Raw genomic sequence first — 17,141 nt, 5'->3', positions numbered from 1 at the left:
CACTATAATACCCGCCTCTTTGCGAATGTATAGCGATATGACCACCCCTATGCCCGCCTGGCCACCGGCCGCCCAGAAGACCCGCCTGGCCCTGCCAGTTGGCAGCGCCGACAGCGCGCTGCTTGCTGCATTGCCGCAATCCGGACTGCCAATGCTGGTGCTTACCGCCAGCGCCCAGGACGCACAGCGCCTGCAGGCTGAGTTGCCGTTCTTCCGCCCCGATTTGCGCATTGCACTATTACCGGACTGGGAGACGCTGCCATACGACCACTTTTCGCCACATGGCGACCTGATTTCAGAGCGGCTGGCCACGCTGTGGCAAATCCGCAATGGCGAGTGCGACGTGGTCATCGCCGCGGTGTCTACCGTGCTGTCGCGGTTGGCGCCGGTGAGCTATCTGGCAGGCCGCACCTTCTGGCTGCAGCAGAAACAGCGGCTGGACGTGGACAAGCTGCGCGCCGACATGGTGATTGCCGGCTACCAGCACGTATCGCAAGTGGTGGCACCGGGCGAGTTCTCGATTCGCGGCGGGCTGGTGGACCTGTTCCCGATGGGCAGCACCCTGCCCTACCGCATCGACCTGTTCGACGACGAGATCGACTCGCTGCGCACCTTCGACCCGGACAGCCAGCGCACGCTGTACCCGGTGCCGGAGATCCGTCTGCTGCCGGCGCGTGAATATCCCAGCGACGAAGACGGCATCACCACCTTCCGTCAGCACTACCGCGAACGCATCGAGGGCGACCCGTCCAAGAGCCGCATCTACAAGGATGTCTCCGCCGGGCTGTGGCCGGCCGGCATCGAGTACTACCTGCCGCTGTTCTTCAGCGACACCGCCAGCGTGTTCGACTACCTGGGCGGTGCGGCCAACCTGGTGCTGCACGGCGATGTGCTGGCCGAGGCCGAAAACTTCTGGCGCGACGCACTATCGCGCTACCAGATGGCGCAGGGCGCGCCAGAGCGCCCGGTGCTGCCGCCGGCCGACATCTTCCTGCGCCCGGACGAGCTGATGGCCGCCATCAAGCCCTATGCCCGCTTCGAGTTGGCCGCAGATGGCGACAATGACAACTACCGCCGCCTGCCGGAGCTGGGCGTGGACCGCCGCGCCGACAACCCGCTCACCAAGCTGGACGACTACCTGCGCCGCTACCCCGGCCGGGTGCTGATCGGCGCCGAAAGCCTGGGCCGGCGCGAAACCCTGCAGCAGTTCCTGCGCGACAACGGCATCCAGCCCAAGGCCATGGACAGCTGGGCCGAATTCCTGGCCAGCGACGACAAGCTGGCGCTGGCGGCCACGCCGCTGTACAGCGGCTTCGAACTGGCTGCGGCCAACCTTGCCATCGTCACCGAGGCCGAGCTGTACCAGCACGTGGCGCGCAGCCACACCAAGCGCCGCAAGGCCGCCAGCTCCGACGCCATGCTGCGCGACCTGGCCGAGGTGAAAGTGGGCGACCCGGTGGTGCACGAAGCGCACGGCATCGGCCGCTACCTCGGCCTGGTGTCCATCGACCTGGGCGAAGGCGAAACCGAAATGATGCAGCTGGAGTACGCCGAAGGCGCCACGCTGTACGTGCCGGTGTCGCAGCTGCAGCTGATCAGCCGCTACGCCGGCAACGCCAGCGACAATGTGCAGCTGCACCGCCTGGGCAGCCCGGCCTGGGACAAGGCCAAGAAGCGCGCGGCGGAAAAGGCGCGCGACACCGCCGCCGAGCTGCTCAATCTGTACGCGCAGCGCGCCGCACGCGAGGGCCATGCTTTTACGCTGAGCCACCACGATTACGACGCCTTTGCCGCCGGCTTCGGCTTCGAGGAAACCCCGGACCAGGCCAGCGCCATCGAAGCGGTGATCGGCGACATGACCAGCGGCAAGCCGATGGACCGCCTGGTGTGCGGCGACGTTGGCTTCGGCAAGACCGAAGTGGCGCTGCGAGCCGCCTTCGTGGCAGTAATGGGCGGCAAGCAGGTGGCAGTGCTGGTACCCACCACCCTGCTGGCCGAACAGCACTACCAGAACTTTGCCGACCGCTTTGCCGACTGGCCGGTGAAGATTGCCGAGCTGTCGCGCTTCAAGAGTGCCAAGGAAGTGAAAGCCGCCATGGCCGGCCTGACCGACGGCAGCATCGACATCGTGATCGGCACCCACAAACTGGTGCAGCCGGATGTCGAATTCAAGAACCTGGGGCTGGTGATCATCGACGAGGAACACCGCTTCGGCGTGCGGCAGAAGGAGCAGCTCAAACGCCTGCGCGCCAACGTGGACGTGCTCACCCTCACCGCCACGCCGATTCCGCGCACGCTGTCGATGGCACTGGAAGGGCTGCGCGAATTCTCCGCCATCACCACCGCCCCCAGCCGCCGTCTGGCGGTGAAGACCTTTGTCAGCCCCAGCCGCAACGGCATCATCCGCGAAGCCATGCTGCGCGAATTCAAGCGTGGCGGGCAGGTATTCTTCCTGCACAACGAGGTGGACACCATCGAGAACATGCGCGAGAAACTCGGCGAACTGGTGCCGGAGGCGCGCATCGGCGTAGCACACGGCCAGCTGCGCGAACGCGAGCTGGAACAGGTGATGCGCGACTTTCTGCAAGTACGCTACAACGTGCTGCTGTGCTCCACCATCATCGAGACCGGCATCGACATCCCCAACGCCAACACCATCCTGATCAACCGCGCCGACAAGTTCGGCCTGGCCCAGCTGCACCAGCTGCGCGGCCGGGTTGGCCGCAGCCATCACCAGGCCTACGCCTACCTGCTGACCCCGGACGGCATGACCAAGGATGCGCAGAAGCGGCTGGAGGCGATCCAGGCTTCCGAGGAACTGGGCGCCGGCTTCTACCTGGCGATGCACGACCTGGAAATCCGCGGTGCAGGCGAAGTGCTGGGCGAAGGCCAGTCCGGCGAGATGCAGGAAGTCGGTTTTTCGCTGTTCACCGAGATGCTCAAGCAGGCGGTGCGCGACCTGAAGAAGGGCCGCGAGCCGGATCTGGACGCCCCGCTGGGTGTTACCACCGAGATCAACCTGCACAGCCCCGCGCTGCTGCCGGACGAATACTGCCCCGGTGTGCACGAGCGACTGGTGATCTACAAGCGGCTGGCCACCTGCGAAAGCGAAGACGAGATCGATGCCATCCACGAGGAGCTGATCGACCGCTTCGGCCTGCCGCCGCAGAGCGTGAAAACGCTGATCGAAAGCCACCGCCTGCGCCTGGCCGCAAGGGAAATGGGCATCCAGAAACTGGACGCCAGCGAAGTGGCCATCCAGCTCACCTTCGTGAAGAACCCGCCGATCGACCCGGTGAAGATCATCATGCTGATCCAGAGCAAGCGGCACTACAAACTGGCCGGCCAGGACAAGCTGCGGGTGGAACAGCCGCTGCCGGAAGTGGCGCAGCGCATCGGCAAGGTGAAGGAGCTGCTGAAGGAGCTGGCGGCGTAATCCCGTCCGTTTCAGAGGTACAAAAACATTGCGGCCAACCCTGGCATAGGGTTGGCCGCAATGTTGTTCAGCGCTGGTTTACGCCTCGGAGAAATCCATCTCCGGCGGGAAAGCGCCATTGAGATATACCGCGCCGAACAGCCAGATCACCATCTGCAGGAACAGGTAGTCCAGCAGCACCGCCCTAGCCAAGCTGGTCAACACCGCAGATGGCTGTTTGCCGGTGCCAACCTTACCGCCCGCGAGCAGGAGATCGGCCAGCTGCTGCTCAGCGGCTACTCCTCCAAGGGCATCGCGCAGCGGCTGGGCATTGCCACCGATACGGTGAAGGCACACCGCAAGCACCTGTACAGCAAGCTGGGCATCAATTCGCAGGCCGAGCTGTTTTCGCTGTTCCTGCAGCAGAAAACCCGTGCGGAGGCACAGTAACAATTCGTCAATAAATCGATACCAATCAAGCATCTGCGCGAGATGCCAGCGCCTATAACAAGGGCTGGGTGGCGCCATTCGACGCCGCCAGGCATTGCTTGCGGCCTGCATCTCCAATCTGCGGCCGCGATCAGGAGCAGATCATGAAACACCCCGTTATCACCTTGCTGGCAGCCTCCCTGCTGGCCACCGGCTGCACCTCCTCCGGCGGCGGCTATCTCACCACCACCAAACCCGCGGCGACTGCCACTGCCGGCAATATTGCCAGCCAGCGTCAGGAAATCGACGCCGGCTACAACGCCACGCTGGAACGCCTGTACCGCAACGCCCACGGCTCGCAGGAGCTGGTGAACAAGGCACGCGGCGTGCTGATCTTCCCGTCGGTGCTGGCCGCCGGCTTCGTGGTAGGCGCCGAATACGGCAAGGGCGCGCTACGCGTGGGCGGCCAGCCTGCCGGCTATTACCAGACCGTCAGCGGCTCGCTGGGCTGGCAGTTGGGCGCCCAATCCAAGGCGGTGATCTTTCTGTTCATGACGCAGGATGCGCTGAACAAATTCCGTAATGGCAATGGCTGGACTGCAGGCGTGGATGCCTCGGTGGCACTGGCCAAGGTCGGCGCCAATGGCGATATCGACCTGAATACCGCGCAGCAGCCGGTCATCGGCTTCGTGATGACCAATGCCGGGCTGATGGCCAACCTGACGCTGGAAGGCACCAAGGTGAGCAAGCTGGATATGTAAGCCGCCTGCCGGCAGATAAACCGGGCTGCACTGCGGCCCGGTTTTTTGGGTGTCAGCCCGGTAAATGCCCCAGCAACGCCGCCTGCTCCGGCGCGGCAAACCACTGCAGCAGGAATGCCACCAGCACCCGCTGCTTGGCCGGTTGCGGCAGCCGCTGCGGGTACACCAGGTACAGCTGCTGGCCGCCGCTGCGATAGTTCGGCAGCAGCCGCTGCAGGCGCCCGGCCGCCACATCTCCACCCACCAGGTAGGCCGGCAGCCGGGCAATACCCGCTGACTGCAGCGCGAGATTACGGATCAGGTTGTAATCGTTCACCGTGATCGGTGCGCGTACATCCACGGTCTGCAGCTCGCCGTTGCGCTGAAACACCCAGTGCCGGCCATGCGCAAAATGGCTGTTGCACAGACAGTCGTGTGCGGCCAACTCTGCTGGTAACTGCGGCGTACCAGCCGTTGCCAGGTAGGCAGGCGCGGCCACCAGCCAGTCCGCCACCTCGGCCAGTGGCCGCGCCACCAGTCGCTCCGGCGGCGGAATATTGGCGCGGATCGCCAGATCGAACCCGTCGGCTTCAAGGTCTCGGGTCTGTGACGACAGATCCAGCTCGACCTGCAACGCCGGGTAAGCCATCCGCAGTGCCAGCATCGCCTGAGCCATGAATACGCCGCCAAAGCTGGTGGGCACCGTCAGCCGCAGGCTACCGGCAATGTCCTCCCGTAGCTCGGTCAGGGCCTGTCGCGCTGCCTGCACCCGCTGCAACCAGTCGCGGCAGTGCGACAGGTACAGCTCTCCCGCCTCGGTCAGTAGCAGACGGCGGGTGGTGCGATACAGCAGCTGGGCGCCCAGCGCCGCCTCCAGCTGCCGCAGCTGCTTGCTGAGCAATGACTTGGAAACCTGCAGGCTGTCGGCGGCAGCGGTAAAGCTGCCCTGCTCCACCACCGCCACGAACGCCATCGCCCACTGCAACTGCTGTGCCTCGCTGGCCAGATCAATTGTTTTCATCAGATTGACAGTTTATTCACCACAGGCCTGATTATCGCCAACAAGAGCCGGGATAGCATTACCCATGTGAACAAACCAAACCCAAGGAGTAAGTCATGCGTATCCTGATCATCGGTGCCAACGGCACCATCGGCCGTGCGGTCAGCGCCGAGCTACAAGCCCGCCACGAGATCATCACCGCCGGCCGCAACAGTGGCGACCTGCGGGTGAACATGGCGGATCTGGCCAGTGTGCAGGCGATGTACGCTGCCGCCGGCAAACTGGATGCAGTGGTAAGTGCTGCCGGCAACGTGCATTTTGGCGCGCTGGCCGAATTCACCCCGCAGCAGTACCAGATCGGTCTGCAGGACAAGCTGCTGGGCCAGGTCAATCTGGTGCTGGCTGGCCAGCATCTGCTCAACGATGGCGGCAGTTTCACCCTCACCAGCGGCATTCTGAGCGAAGAGCCCATCGTGTACGGCAGCGGAGCCAGCATGGCCAATGCCGCGCTGGAAGGCTTTGTACGCAGCGCCGCCATAGAGCTGCCGCGCGGACTGCGCATCAACGTGGTCAGCCCCACGGTGCTGACCGAATCGCTGCCCAGCTACGGCCCGTACTTCCGCGGCTTTGAATCCGCCCCGGCGGCGCGGGTGGCACTGGCGTACAGCAAGAGCGTGGAAGGAGCCAACAGCGGCAAGGTGTACAAGGTGCAATAAGCCATGGACAACATGGGCCGCCAGATGGCGACCCATGTGGCGGTTGCCAGCCCGCCATATGCAGGCTGCACAATGGCAGAGCAGACGCTACCATCAAGTCATGGCCGCCACGCACGCGGCCGCCTGCAACCATTCGAGGAGCTGTCATGTCCCGCCAGTCCATGCATAACCTGCCGCGCCAGCACGATGACGACGATGAGAACGACAGCAATCTGCCGCTGTTCCGCCGCTACGAAGCCCAGGGCACGGTGCGGCAGATTTCCTTTTACCTGTCCGGCGAAATCGGCGACCCGATCCACTACACCGATCTGTTGTATACCCTGCGCAGCGCCAGCAACACCGATGTGATCTTCCTGCATCTCAACACCCCGGGCGGCAATTTCGATACCGGACTGCAGATCATCAACAATATCGCCGCCAGCCCGGCACATGTGATCACCATTCTGGAAGCACGCGCCTACTCCATGGGCGCGCTGCTGTTCCTGGCCGGCGACGAGCTGATCCTGCACGACACTTGTCAGCTGATGTTCCACAACTACTCATCGGCACTGATCGGCAAGGGCAACGAGCAGCAGGCGCAGGTGCTGGCCAGCAGCAAATGGTTCGAGAAAGTGATGCGCCATGTGTGCCGGCCGTTCCTGGCCGACGAGGAGCTGGAGCGTATCTTCAAAGGCGAGGATATCTGGATGGACAGCGACGAGATCCGCCGCCGCCTGCACCGCATCCAGAAAGGCGAGCCCAGCACCCACCCGCGCAAGAGCAAGGCCAAGACAGATGGCGGGCTGGAGAAAAAAGGCCGCAAGACCACGCTCTGACCCCCGCCGCGACAGGCCGTGCCGTGCCGGAGCGGCCTCGCCCGCCGGCGTTGTCGCGCAGCCTTAGGACAGCGGCCCGACCTCCGCCAGGATGGCCGCATCCAGCCGCCGCATCCACTCGCGCGGCACCTGCCGGCTGCACATCAGGTAGCGCAGATCGCCGGTGGGCATGTCCGTCAGCGGCAGCAACCGCAGCGCCCCCTGCCCGTTCTCACCGTTCACCAGCAGCATCTGCGCTTCTTCCAGCGTGGCAAACATGGCATCGGCACGACCGGCGCTGATCATGCGCACCATTTGCGGCTGCTCGATCGTGGTCACAATCAGGCGGGCGAGCACTTTCGCGGCCAAGGCCTGCTGCACGTGGTAGCCATAGGTCAGCCCGTCTTTCAACAGCACGGTGTAGCCGGCATGCCCTAACAGCCGTGACAAGGACAACGGTGAAGGCAATGGCAGATCCGGCCGGGCAATCAGCACCACCCCCTTGTCGCGGTAGATGGGACGCGTAAAGCTGGCAAAGCGCTCGCGCTGCGGATTGCGGAACCAGCCCACCCCGCACTCCGGCTGCCGGCTGTTGGCAAGCAGCACCAGCTGGCGCTTGGCTGGCGTCAGCTCCCAGCGAAATGTCAGGCCGGCCCGCGCCACTACCTTGCTGGCGATATCGGCGGTAATGCCGCTCACCGCCGCCCCGTGCGCCACCATGAACGGCGGGCGCTGATAGGCATGCAGCACCAGGTCGGCTGCGGCTGCCATATCGACCCACAACAGCCCTCCTAGCAGTACGGGAAGCCGCCAATCAGTCACTGCATGCATGCTGTCTACCCGCTCCGTATTGGTGATTGGCTGCTTGCCATGCCGCGCACATTCGCGCCCGGTATGGTTCCAGCATACTTGCCAGGCCGGCATTGGCAAGGCCATCCGCAGCCAGGTGGCAAGGGCATGGTTGACTGCTTACTGATTACGAGCCACGCGTCACTGGCTGCGAACCAGCCCCAGTTGCCGCCGCAACACTGCAGGCAGCGGCACCTGATCACGCTGCAGGCTTTGCAGCAGCAGCATGTGATCGCGGCTGTCTCCCAGCCGCTGCTGCCACAACCTGGCGCGCGCAGCCCGTTGCCGCCAGCGCTTGCCCACTACGCCGGCACACACTTCCACCTGGTAACGCAGGCGCTTGGCCAGCAACCGTGTGCGGTGCGCCTGCGTTGCATCCAGTGGCTGTTACCGCAGCAAGGCCCGCTGCCGTCGGTAGCGCCGCCTGCTGCGGCGCAGCTCGTGCAGCAGTGCCTTGTGTAAACGCTTGCTGTCGCCAGCCAGCAAGGGAAGGCAGTATTGCCAGGCCGCCTGCAGCAGCGGTTCCAGCTCAGCGCCCTGCTGGCTCAACAAGCTGCGCCCACGCGCTATCTGCCCCGCTTCGCGCCGGCGCCAGCGGGCAAATGCCTGCGTATCGGCCTGTGCCGCCATGGCCTGCAGCAGCTGCAAGCGGACCTCCCTATCACGCCACGGGTTGCTGCGGCGGGTGAATTCGCCTAGACCTGCCTGCAATGGCGCCAGTAGCGTGGTTGCAGACTGCGACTGCAACATGCGCAGCAGGCAGCGCAGCTGGCGCAAAGCGGTACGCAGCCGGTGCAGCGCCTCGCCATCCGTCCCTGCCATAGCCGGCACGGCCAGGCGGATGGTCAGCAATAGCTGCTGTAGATGCTGGCGCAGTAGCTGGCCAGTGGAATCACCATGCATCGCTTGCCCTTGTCATTGAGTGGCCGCCATCCACTGTTCACGTGTCGGCGGAATTCCCCGCATAGCATCGGCTCCGATCCGGCTGACATCGGCATCTTTCACCCCCCTTATCTACAGGCTGCGCCTGCCAGGCAACTGCGCGGAGCTGTAGCCTCGCGTTTCCGACACCACACCAGGTCGACATAATTCGATAACAATTCACTTACTAAACCATCAAGCAATCGCCAAAGCTGCCGATAAAGCACCATACGTCACTGCGTTTCTATTTCCCAGCGCGGATCTCCGGCATGCAGATCAACACCAATCTGTTGGCACAATTCGGCCAGCGACAACTCGACAGCGCCAGCGCCAAGCTGGGGCAGAGCTTGTCACGCCTGTCGTCCGGCCTGCGTGTGAACAGCGCCAAGGATGATGCTGCCGGGCTGGCAATTGGCGATCGCATGACCTCGCGCATACGCGGCAACAACCAGGCGCTGCGGAATGCCAACGATGGAACCTCGATGATGCAGGTGGCGGAAGGCGCCATGAGCACGGTAGGCGACATGCTGCAACGGGTACGGGAGCTGGCGGTGCAGGCGGCCAACGGTACGCTGTCCGGCAACGATCGCCAGGCACTGCAGGCCGAGGCCAACCAGCTGTTGCAAGGCATTAACCAGATCGGCCAGGACACGGTTTACAACGGCATGCAGCTGTTCTCGCAAGCGCAAAACAGCATGGCGGGCGACCCCAACAAACGCGCGGTGCTGGATGGCTTGCAGCTTGGCTGGCTGGAGGCCTCGGAACGGCGTATTGCCACCTACTTCGGCATCCAGGGTGATGGCGCACAGCTGGAGGTGAACCTTAACTTTACCGACGGCGCCGGCAATGTGGCCGCGTCGGTAAGCGGAACCGGCGGTGCTGGCGGCAAGGTGTTCAACCAGTTCCTGAACATCGACATGCAGGACTTCTCGCCGGCCAACCTGCCCAATGGCGGCAGTTCTCCGATGTTCAACGACCGCATCATCGCCCACGAAATGGTGCATGCGGTGATGGGCCGCAGCATGAACTTCACCGCGCTCTCCACCTGGTTCAAGGAGGGCGCCGCCGAGCTGATTCACGGCGCGGATGAGCGACTGAGCATCGACCTGGCCGCCGCAGGCGGTGCGGCCAACCTGATCAGCGGCAATGACCTGGGCGCAGCCTGGGGCAGCACCTCCGCCAGCTATTCCAACGCCTACGCCGCCGTGCGCTACATGCATGACAAGCTGAAGGCCACCGGAGCCGATGGCATCAAGGAGCTGATGACTTACCTGAGCCAGAATGCCGGCTCCACGCTCAGCACCGCACTGAATGCGGTCAGCGGAGGCGTGTATGCCAACGAAGCAGCCTTCATCAGTGACTGGAACAGCAATGGCGCCGCCTATATCGCCGGCATGGATCTGAGCAATGCCGACACGGGCGCAATCGGTGGTCTGGATGCCGACAATGGCCAGGCGTTCACCCAACAATCGGTGATTGACGACAACGATGCCGGCAACTCCGGCACCGATGTGCTGCAGGGCTTCAAGCTGGTGTTTCCCGACATTGGTGGCAGCACAGGTATCAAGCGGCAAACCTATCAGATTGGCGCGGAAAAAGGACAGACGCTGGACGTATCGTTAGGCGCCCTGAATGCCTCTGCACTTGGCATCAACACCGTTGACCTGAGCACACTGCCAAAATTTGCCATCTACAGCATCGATCGCGCCATCAACTACGTGACCCAGGAGCGAGCCAAGGTTGGCGCCACCCTGTCCCGGCTGGACAGTGTGCGCCAGAACCTGGCGACTGCCAGCGAGAATGTCAGTGCGTCGCGCTCGCGCATCATGGATACCGATTTTGCCGAGGAAACCAGCCGCCTTACCCGGCAGCAGGTATTGCAACAGGCAGGCACCGCCATGCTGGCGCAAGCCAACACCTCACCACAGCTGGCCTTGCAGTTATTGCGCTAAACGCCGCAGCATGAAAAAGGGGCCTTGATGGCCCCTTTTTCATGCTGCACACCGGCTAGCCAGTCTGACCCGGCTTGCGGCGCTGCCGCGTACGGCTTGCCTTGGGTTGAGCGTCAGGCTGCGCCTGGGCAGACGGCGCAGCAGCCGCTTCCGGTTTGGCCGGCGCAGCCTGGCGCGCGCGGCTGCGTGGCTTGGCCGGGGCAGTTGCCTCGGGCTGTTGCGCGCTACTTGCCTCGGTGCTGGCGCCTGCCGCCGTTCTGGCAGCTGCCGGCTTGCGGCGGCGGCTGCTGGTTTTTGCCGCGGCAACTGGCTCGGGCGCACCCACGGCCGGCTGCGTATCCGCCGGTTTGGGTTGCTGCTCCGGCTGGACTACAGCCTCCTGACTCGCACGTGCAGCCGGCTTGCGACGCGCGCCAGGCTTGCTCTGCGCCTGAGCCTGGGGTTCTGGCTGCGCCGGCGCCACAGCCGGTGCCGCCGGCGTGTGCTGGCCCGGTTTGGGTTTGCGCCCGTGCGCCTGTTCATCGCTACGACGTCGCGACGACCTGGACTTGCCCCCCTTACCCGCTACCTGCTCGTCCTGCGTACGGCGACCATGCTGCTTGCGGCCAACGTCCCCGTCACCGGCACGCTCAGGATTCACCAGAGCGAACTCCACCTGTGCGGTATCCAGTTCGGCACGCACCACGCGGATGGTCACCGGGTCGCCAAGCTGGTATTTCAACCCGCTCTTCTCGCCGATGATGGCCTGCTGCTCCTTGTGGAAGTGGAAGTAATCGCGGCCCAGTTCGGAAATGTGCACCATGCCTTCCACGTACAGCTCGTCCAGCAGTACGAAGATACCGAAGCCGGCCACCGCGCTGATCTTGCCGCGGAACACTTCGCCCACCTTGTCGCGCATGTAGTAGGTCTTGAGCCAGGATTGCACATCGCGGCTGGCGTCGTCGGCGCGGCGCTCGGCCATCGAGCAGTGCATGCCCAGTTGTTCCCACTTGCCCGGCTTGTACTTCTTGTCATCCAGGACGGCCTTGATGGTGCGATGCACCAGCAAGTCAGGGTAACGACGGATCGGCGAGGTGAAATGGGTGTAGGCGTCGTAGGACAGGCCGAAATGGCCTAGGTTGTCCGGCTGGTACACCGCCTGCTGCATGGAGCGCAGCAGCATGGTCTGGATCATCGACGCATCCGGGCGCTCGCGCACGGCATCGGCCAGTGCCGCGTAATCCTTGGTGGTTGGCTTGTCGCCGCCACTGAGCTGCAGGCCCTTCAAGCGCAGGAAGTTCTGCAGCTGCTCCAGTTTCTCCGGCGTCGGGCCTTCGTGCACGCGGAACAGGCCCTTGTGCTCGTGCTTGAGGATGAATTCGGCGGCGCAGACGTTGGCTGCCAGCATGCACTCCTCGATCAGGCGGTGGGCATTGTTGCGCACCACCGGCACGATCTGGCTGATCTTGCCGTTGTCATCGAACAGCATCTGCGTTTCGGTGGTATCGAAATCTACCGCACCACGCTGCTGGCGCTGTTCCAACAGCTGCTGGAACAGCGCATACAGCACCTCCAGCTGCGGCTTGAGCTTGTGCTTGCCACCCTCGGACAGCAGCTGCCACACCTGGGTATAGGTAAAGCGGCACTGCGAGCGCATCACAGCCGGGTAGAACTGGTACTTTTTCACCTTGCCGCGCGCGGAAATCTGCATGTCGCACACCATGCACAGCCGATCCACGTCCGGATTCAGCGAGCAGATGCCGTTGGACAGTTCTTCCGGCAGCATCGGGATTACCCGGCGCGGGAAGTACACCGAGGTGCTACGCTCGCGCGCATCGATATCCAGCGCGTCGCCCGGGCGCACGTAGTGGCTGACATCGGCAATGGCCACGATCAGGCGATAGCCCTTGCCGCTTTTCTCGGCATACACCGCATCGTCGAAGTCGCGCGCGGTTTCGCCATCAATAGTTACCAGCGGCAGATCGCGCAGGTCGACACGGCCCTTGCTGTCGCGCTTGCCCACCTTCTGGCTGGTAGCCTTGGCCTGCGCCAGTGCCTCGTCGGAGAACACGTGCGGCAGGTCATGCTTGCGCAGTGCGATCTCGATTTCCATGCCCGGGTCGGCATATTCGCCCAGCACTTCGGTCACCCGCACAATGGCCTGGCGATGCTCGTCCGGGTAATCGACGATGTCCACCATCACTACCTGGCCATCGCTGGCGCCATCTTCGCCACCGGCTTCCACCAGCATTTCGTGGTTGATGCGGCGATCTTCCGGCACCACGAACCATACGCCGCGCTCTTTGTAGATGCGGCCGATCAGGCGGGTGGTGCGCCGTTCGATGATCTCCGCGATGCGGCCTTCCTGGCGGCCACGGCGGTCGGTACCGGCAATGCGCACCATGACACGGTCGCCATGCATTGCTTTGCGCATTTCGCGTTCGGACAGAAAGATATCGTCGCCATCGCCAGCTTCACGCATGGCAAAGCCGAAACCATCGCGGTGACCGCTGATGCGGCAGGGAATCAGGTCGAGTTTCTGCGCCACGCAGATATCGCCCTTGCGGTTGATCAGAACCTGACCGGCACGCTCCATGGCGCGCAGGCGGCGCTCGAACAGGTCGAGCTCATTATCGTAAATGGGGAAAACTGCGGCTAATTCCTCGGCATGCATCGGCACGCCGTTTTTTTCGAGGATTTCGAGAATGAATTCTCTACTCGGTAAGGGATTGTCGTATTTGGTTTTTTCGCGCGCAAGGAATGGATCTTGCTGGCGCAACGGCACATTCTTACTATTTTTTCGTTTGGTAGCCATTGACACACTCAAAAAGTTCTTTATAATGCGTGCTTCTTCGATGTGCTGCAGCGAAAAAGCAACGCAACACATTGATGATACAGCATAGCAGAGCCCAGGTGGCGGAATTGGTAGACGCACTAGGTTCAGGTCCTAGCGGTGGCAACACTGTGGAAGTTCGAGTCTTCTCCTGGGCACCAACTCTCTGCTAGCTGTAACAATCCGGAATGCCCAGGTGGCGGAATTGGTAGACGCACTAGGTTCAGGTCCTAGCGGTGGCAACACTGTGGAAGTTCGAGTCTTCTCCTGGGCACCAGCATCACGCTGATGCCCTCCGGATAAAAATTTGCGATGTGCCCAGGTGGCGGAATTGGTAGACGCACTAGGTTCAGGTCCTAGCGGTGGCAACACTGTGGAAGTTCGAGTCTTCTCCTGGGCACCAACAAGTTTCTTGTTGTTGGTGTCCACACATCAGCAACACACAATCAGGTTTTAGCCCAGGTGGCGGAATTGGTAGACGCACTAGGTTCAGGTCCTAGCGGTGGCAACACTGTGGAAGTTCGAGTCTTCTCCTGGGCACCAGCATAAAAAGCTGCAGACTATGTCTGCAGCTTTTTTGCATTCCAGCACCGACAGCCGGCAGCAACGCAATACCACCAGCCCCCTGCCACCAGTCGCTGCACATGAAAAATGCCGCACCCCCCAACAGGGCACGGCATTTACCAACCTCACTGGCAAGATACTGTCGGGTCAGCTGCTACGCGGCAGCGGCAGCTTGCCCCGTTGCGGCAGCTGCAAACGACCACCCACCGGCACCGGCTGCAAGGTCTCACCCTCGGCAGGCTGCTCCAGCTGATCCACGCTCAGCCAGCGCTTGGCCAACAGGCCACCGGTAATGACCGCCTTGTCAGCATCCTTGCACGACAGGCATACCGGCTTGCCCTTGCGCTCGCGAATCGCCTTGTCCACCCGCGCGCCGTACAGCACCTTGCCCTTTTCCTGCTGCCAGCTCAGCAGGGTATTGGCCAGGTACTGATAGGACGGATCCTTCATGCCATAAACGTCACGATACGCCGTCAGCCACAGCTCGCCCGCCTCGTCCTCGTTCAGCACCAGCGGCTGATAGGCTATGGTCACCTGCGCACCCACTGTCACCCAGTCGGCCAGCGCCAGCGCATTTTCGTTGCGCAGGCGCACACAGCCATGGCTGCGCACCCCTGGCACGCTGGCCGGCTGGTTGGTGCCGTGGAAGCCCAGCCCCAGCCGCGGCTCGCCAAAACGGATGAATACCTTGCCCAGCGGATTATCCGGCCCCGGCGGCACCTCGGTCTTTACCGGCTTGCCCTGTCTGGCCATTTCTTCCTGAATGGACTTGGGCACATGCCAGGTTGGGTCGCGGTAAACGCCGGTAATACTGTAACTGCCGGTGGGGGTCCGGGTGATCTCGCGGCCAACCGCCACCGGGTAACTGCGCAGCAGCACGCCATCCTGGTACAGGTGCACCCGGGTCTGTGGCAGGTTGACGATCAGGTGCTGCCCTTCGCTGGCCACAACCACGTCCGGCTCCGGCACACTGGCCAGCACCGGTTGCGCAACACACAGCAGCGCGCCAGCCAACAGGCCAGCGCGCGAAAAATGATGAATGAATGATACGGTTCGCATGATGGTGATGGTACCAGATGGTCCGGTGTTTGTTGCATTGCGATAGATCGCAGCCCGTGCCGTGCGTTTTATCGTGGATTCTGCGACAATTATCGTCTTTGCCATAGCATTTTGACTTACAAAACAATGACTCAACAGCAGCTTGCACATATCGAATCACTGGACCACGAAGGCCGGGGTGTTGCCCACGTCGAAGGCAAGACCATCTTCATCGAAGGCGCCCTGCCCTACGAGACCGTGAGCTACAGCAGCTTCCGCAAAAAGCCCAGTTACGAGAGCGCCGTTGCTGTCGACATCATCAAGGACAGCTACATGCGCGCCACGCCGGCCTGTCCGCACTTTGGCGTGTGCGGCGGCTGCTCGATGCAGCACGTCGAATTCAGCGCCCAGGTAGCCATCAAGCAGCGTGTACTGGAAGACAACCTCAGCCGCCTGGGCAAGGTACGCCCGCAAGTGGTGATGCCCCCGATTGCCGGCCCTGCCTGGGGCTACCGTCACCGCGCCCGCCTGTCGGCAAGGCTGGTGGAGAAAAAAGGCGGCGTGCTGGTGGGCTTCCACGAGAAGCGCTCCAGCTTCATTGCCGACATGCGCGAGTGCCATGTACTGCCCAAGCACATCTCCGACCTGATCGTGCCGCTGCGCGAGATGATCATCAAGCTGTCGATCAACAACCGCATGCCGCAGGTGGAAGTGGCGGTAGGCGCCGAAGTGGACATCCTGGTGTTCCGCAATATGGACGCCATTACCGATGCAGACTTCGACATTCTGAAGAAGTTCTCCGACCAGCACTCGCAGCCCAAGCGCCCGCTGCAAATCTGGCTGCAGCCCAAGGGGCCGGAAACCTGCTACCCGATCTACCCGCTGGACGCGCCCAAGCTTACCTACCGCCTGCGCGACTTCAGCGTGGAAATGCCGTACTACCCCACCGAATTCACCCAGGTGAACCCGGAAATCAACAACGTGATGGTAAGCCGCGCACTGCGCCTACTGGAGCCCAAGGCCGGCGAGCGCATTGCCGACATGTTCTGCGGCATCGGCAACTTCACCCTGCCGATTGCGCGTAGCGGTGCCGACGTGCACGGCATGGAAGGCAGCGAGGCGCTGGTGAAGCGCGCGGTGGAAAACGCCACCCACAACCAGCTGCAGCACAAGGTGAGCTACGAAATGGCCAACCTGTTCGAGGTGACCGAGGAATCGTTCGCCGCGCTGGGCAAGTTCGACAAGATGCTGATCGACCCGCCGCGCGACGGCGCCATCCAGCTGGTGAAGGCCATCACCGAGGAAACCGCGCCACAGCGCATCGTGTACGTATCCTGCAACCCGTCCACCCTGGCGCGCGACGCCGGCGTACTGGTGCACACCAAGGGCTACACGCTGAAATCCGCCGGTATCGTGAACATGTTCCCGCACACCGCACATGTGGAGTCTGTCGCCTGGTTCGAAAAAACCGGCCCATGCAAGACCAAGGCAGAGTTGGAAGCAATGGAAGCCGAGGAAGAAGCACAACGTGCCGCCGCCCGCGAGATCGCCATCGCCGCCCGCCTGGAGCGTGAAGCCACACTGGCCGAGCAACAGGCAGCGGAAAAAGCCGAAAGGTTGGCCGCAAAGGCGGCCCGCACCGCCGAGTTCCACGCCCGCACCCAGGCCAATGCCGACAAGCGCGCCGCTTACGAGGCGCGGCAGGCGGAAGCAGGCAGCAGCGAGCCGCAGGGCGAGTAAGCGCACCGTTTCGAGGTCATAGCGAAACACAGGGGCAGCGCCGGTTTATGCCGGCGCTGTCTTTTTTATTGCGCCGGATATACCCGCTGGCCAGCGGGCCACGATGGCGGCCTTGCCGGCAAGGCACTGCAATGCATATGGTGTACACCATGCAGCCAACTGGAGACGGGC

The 17,141-nt window shown here is 63.0% G+C and carries 11 protein-coding genes, 4 tRNA genes and 1 pseudogene; 11 read left to right on the top strand and 5 right to left on the bottom strand.

Translation table 11 applies throughout. The annotated features are described in order from the left end of the window. The first annotated feature begins 37 nt into the window (after positions 1-37). From mfd to ACFOKJ_RS06655, 3 genes are all read left to right on the top strand, one after another. Positions 38-3,436, top strand: coding sequence for a transcription-repair coupling factor (gene mfd, locus ACFOKJ_RS06665; RefSeq protein ID WP_390277719.1), 3,399 nt, complete (start codon positions 38-40; stop codon positions 3,434-3,436). A 60-nt stretch (positions 3,437-3,496) separates the two neighbouring features. Next, entirely contained in the window at positions 3,497-3,865 is a 369-nt protein-coding gene (locus tag ACFOKJ_RS06660; RefSeq protein WP_390277716.1) for a response regulator transcription factor, read from the top strand. Between the two features lie 143 nt (positions 3,866-4,008). Next, on the top strand, positions 4,009-4,605 hold the full coding sequence (locus ACFOKJ_RS06655; RefSeq protein WP_390277714.1) for a BPSL1445 family SYLF domain-containing lipoprotein: 597 nt from the start codon (positions 4,009-4,011) through the stop codon (positions 4,603-4,605). Positions 4,606-4,657: 52 nt separating this feature from the next. Here ACFOKJ_RS06655 and ACFOKJ_RS06650 read toward each other — a convergent pair whose 3' ends face one another. Next, a complete protein-coding gene (locus ACFOKJ_RS06650) occupies positions 4,658-5,605 on the bottom strand; it encodes a LysR family transcriptional regulator (protein WP_390277712.1) in 948 nt (315 codons plus the stop codon). A 95-nt stretch (positions 5,606-5,700) separates the two neighbouring features. Between ACFOKJ_RS06650 and ACFOKJ_RS06645 the strand changes: the two genes are divergently transcribed. Together ACFOKJ_RS06645 and ACFOKJ_RS06640 are read left to right on the top strand one after the other, a co-directional pair. Continuing rightward, the gene (locus tag ACFOKJ_RS06645; RefSeq protein ID WP_390277709.1) at positions 5,701-6,300 is read left to right on the top strand and encodes a short chain dehydrogenase; all 600 of its coding nucleotides are present in this window, start codon (positions 5,701-5,703) and stop codon (positions 6,298-6,300) included. Between the two features lie 146 nt (positions 6,301-6,446). Next, positions 6,447-7,115 carry a Clp protease ClpP gene (locus ACFOKJ_RS06640; protein WP_390277707.1) on the top strand — a complete coding sequence of 223 codons (669 nt, stop codon included), beginning with the start codon at positions 6,447-6,449 and terminating at the stop codon, positions 7,113-7,115. Between the two features lie 63 nt (positions 7,116-7,178). Here the strand turns inward: ACFOKJ_RS06640 and ACFOKJ_RS06635 are convergent, their stop codons facing one another. Together ACFOKJ_RS06635 and ACFOKJ_RS06630 are read right to left on the bottom strand one after the other, a co-directional pair. Further along, positions 7,179-7,865: a substrate-binding periplasmic protein gene (locus ACFOKJ_RS06635; RefSeq protein ID WP_390277705.1), complete on the bottom strand. Its 687-nt coding sequence runs from the start codon at positions 7,863-7,865 to the stop codon at positions 7,179-7,181. 219 nt (positions 7,866-8,084) lie between these two features. Continuing rightward, positions 8,085-8,846: pseudogene (locus tag ACFOKJ_RS06630) on the bottom strand (CHAD domain-containing protein). 287 nt (positions 8,847-9,133) lie between these two features. On the opposite strand from ACFOKJ_RS06630, the gene ACFOKJ_RS06625 reads away from it, so the two are divergent. Next, positions 9,134-10,816, top strand: coding sequence for a flagellinolysin (locus tag ACFOKJ_RS06625; RefSeq protein ID WP_390277703.1), 1,683 nt, complete (start codon positions 9,134-9,136; stop codon positions 10,814-10,816). A 55-nt stretch (positions 10,817-10,871) separates the two neighbouring features. On the opposite strand, the gene rnr is transcribed toward ACFOKJ_RS06625, so the two are convergent. Next, the gene (gene rnr, locus ACFOKJ_RS06620; protein ID WP_390277701.1) at positions 10,872-13,610 is read right to left on the bottom strand and encodes a ribonuclease R; all 2,739 of its coding nucleotides are present in this window, start codon (positions 13,608-13,610) and stop codon (positions 10,872-10,874) included. A gap of 92 nt (positions 13,611-13,702) precedes the next feature. Between rnr and ACFOKJ_RS06615 the strand changes: the two genes are divergently transcribed. The 4 genes from ACFOKJ_RS06615 (at position 13,703) to ACFOKJ_RS06600 (ending at position 14,171) form a co-directional block, all read left to right on the top strand. Further along, a tRNA-Leu gene (locus ACFOKJ_RS06615) sits at positions 13,703-13,789 on the top strand. A gap of 29 nt (positions 13,790-13,818) precedes the next feature. Then, positions 13,819-13,905, top strand: a tRNA-Leu gene (locus tag ACFOKJ_RS06610). Positions 13,906-13,944: 39 nt separating this feature from the next. Then, a tRNA-Leu gene (locus ACFOKJ_RS06605) sits at positions 13,945-14,031 on the top strand. 53 nt (positions 14,032-14,084) lie between these two features. Continuing rightward, a tRNA-Leu gene (locus ACFOKJ_RS06600) sits at positions 14,085-14,171 on the top strand. A 168-nt stretch (positions 14,172-14,339) separates the two neighbouring features. Here the strand turns inward: ACFOKJ_RS06600 and ACFOKJ_RS06595 are convergent. Beyond that, the gene (locus ACFOKJ_RS06595) at positions 14,340-15,251 is read right to left on the bottom strand and encodes a L,D-transpeptidase (RefSeq protein WP_390277699.1); all 912 of its coding nucleotides are present in this window, start codon (positions 15,249-15,251) and stop codon (positions 14,340-14,342) included. Between the two features lie 126 nt (positions 15,252-15,377). Here ACFOKJ_RS06595 and rlmD point away from each other — a divergent pair, with 126 nt between their 5' ends. Next, positions 15,378-16,970 carry a 23S rRNA (uracil(1939)-C(5))-methyltransferase RlmD gene (rlmD, locus tag ACFOKJ_RS06590; RefSeq protein WP_390277697.1) on the top strand — a complete coding sequence of 531 codons (1,593 nt, stop codon included), beginning with the start codon at positions 15,378-15,380 and terminating at the stop codon, positions 16,968-16,970. Positions 16,971-17,141 lie beyond the last annotated feature (171 nt).

It is taken from the genome of Vogesella amnigena, assembly GCF_042648905.1.
GTDB classification, from domain to species: Bacteria; Pseudomonadota; Gammaproteobacteria; order Burkholderiales; family Chromobacteriaceae; genus Vogesella; species Vogesella amnigena.
This window is presented reverse-complemented; position numbering and strand designations above follow the sequence as displayed.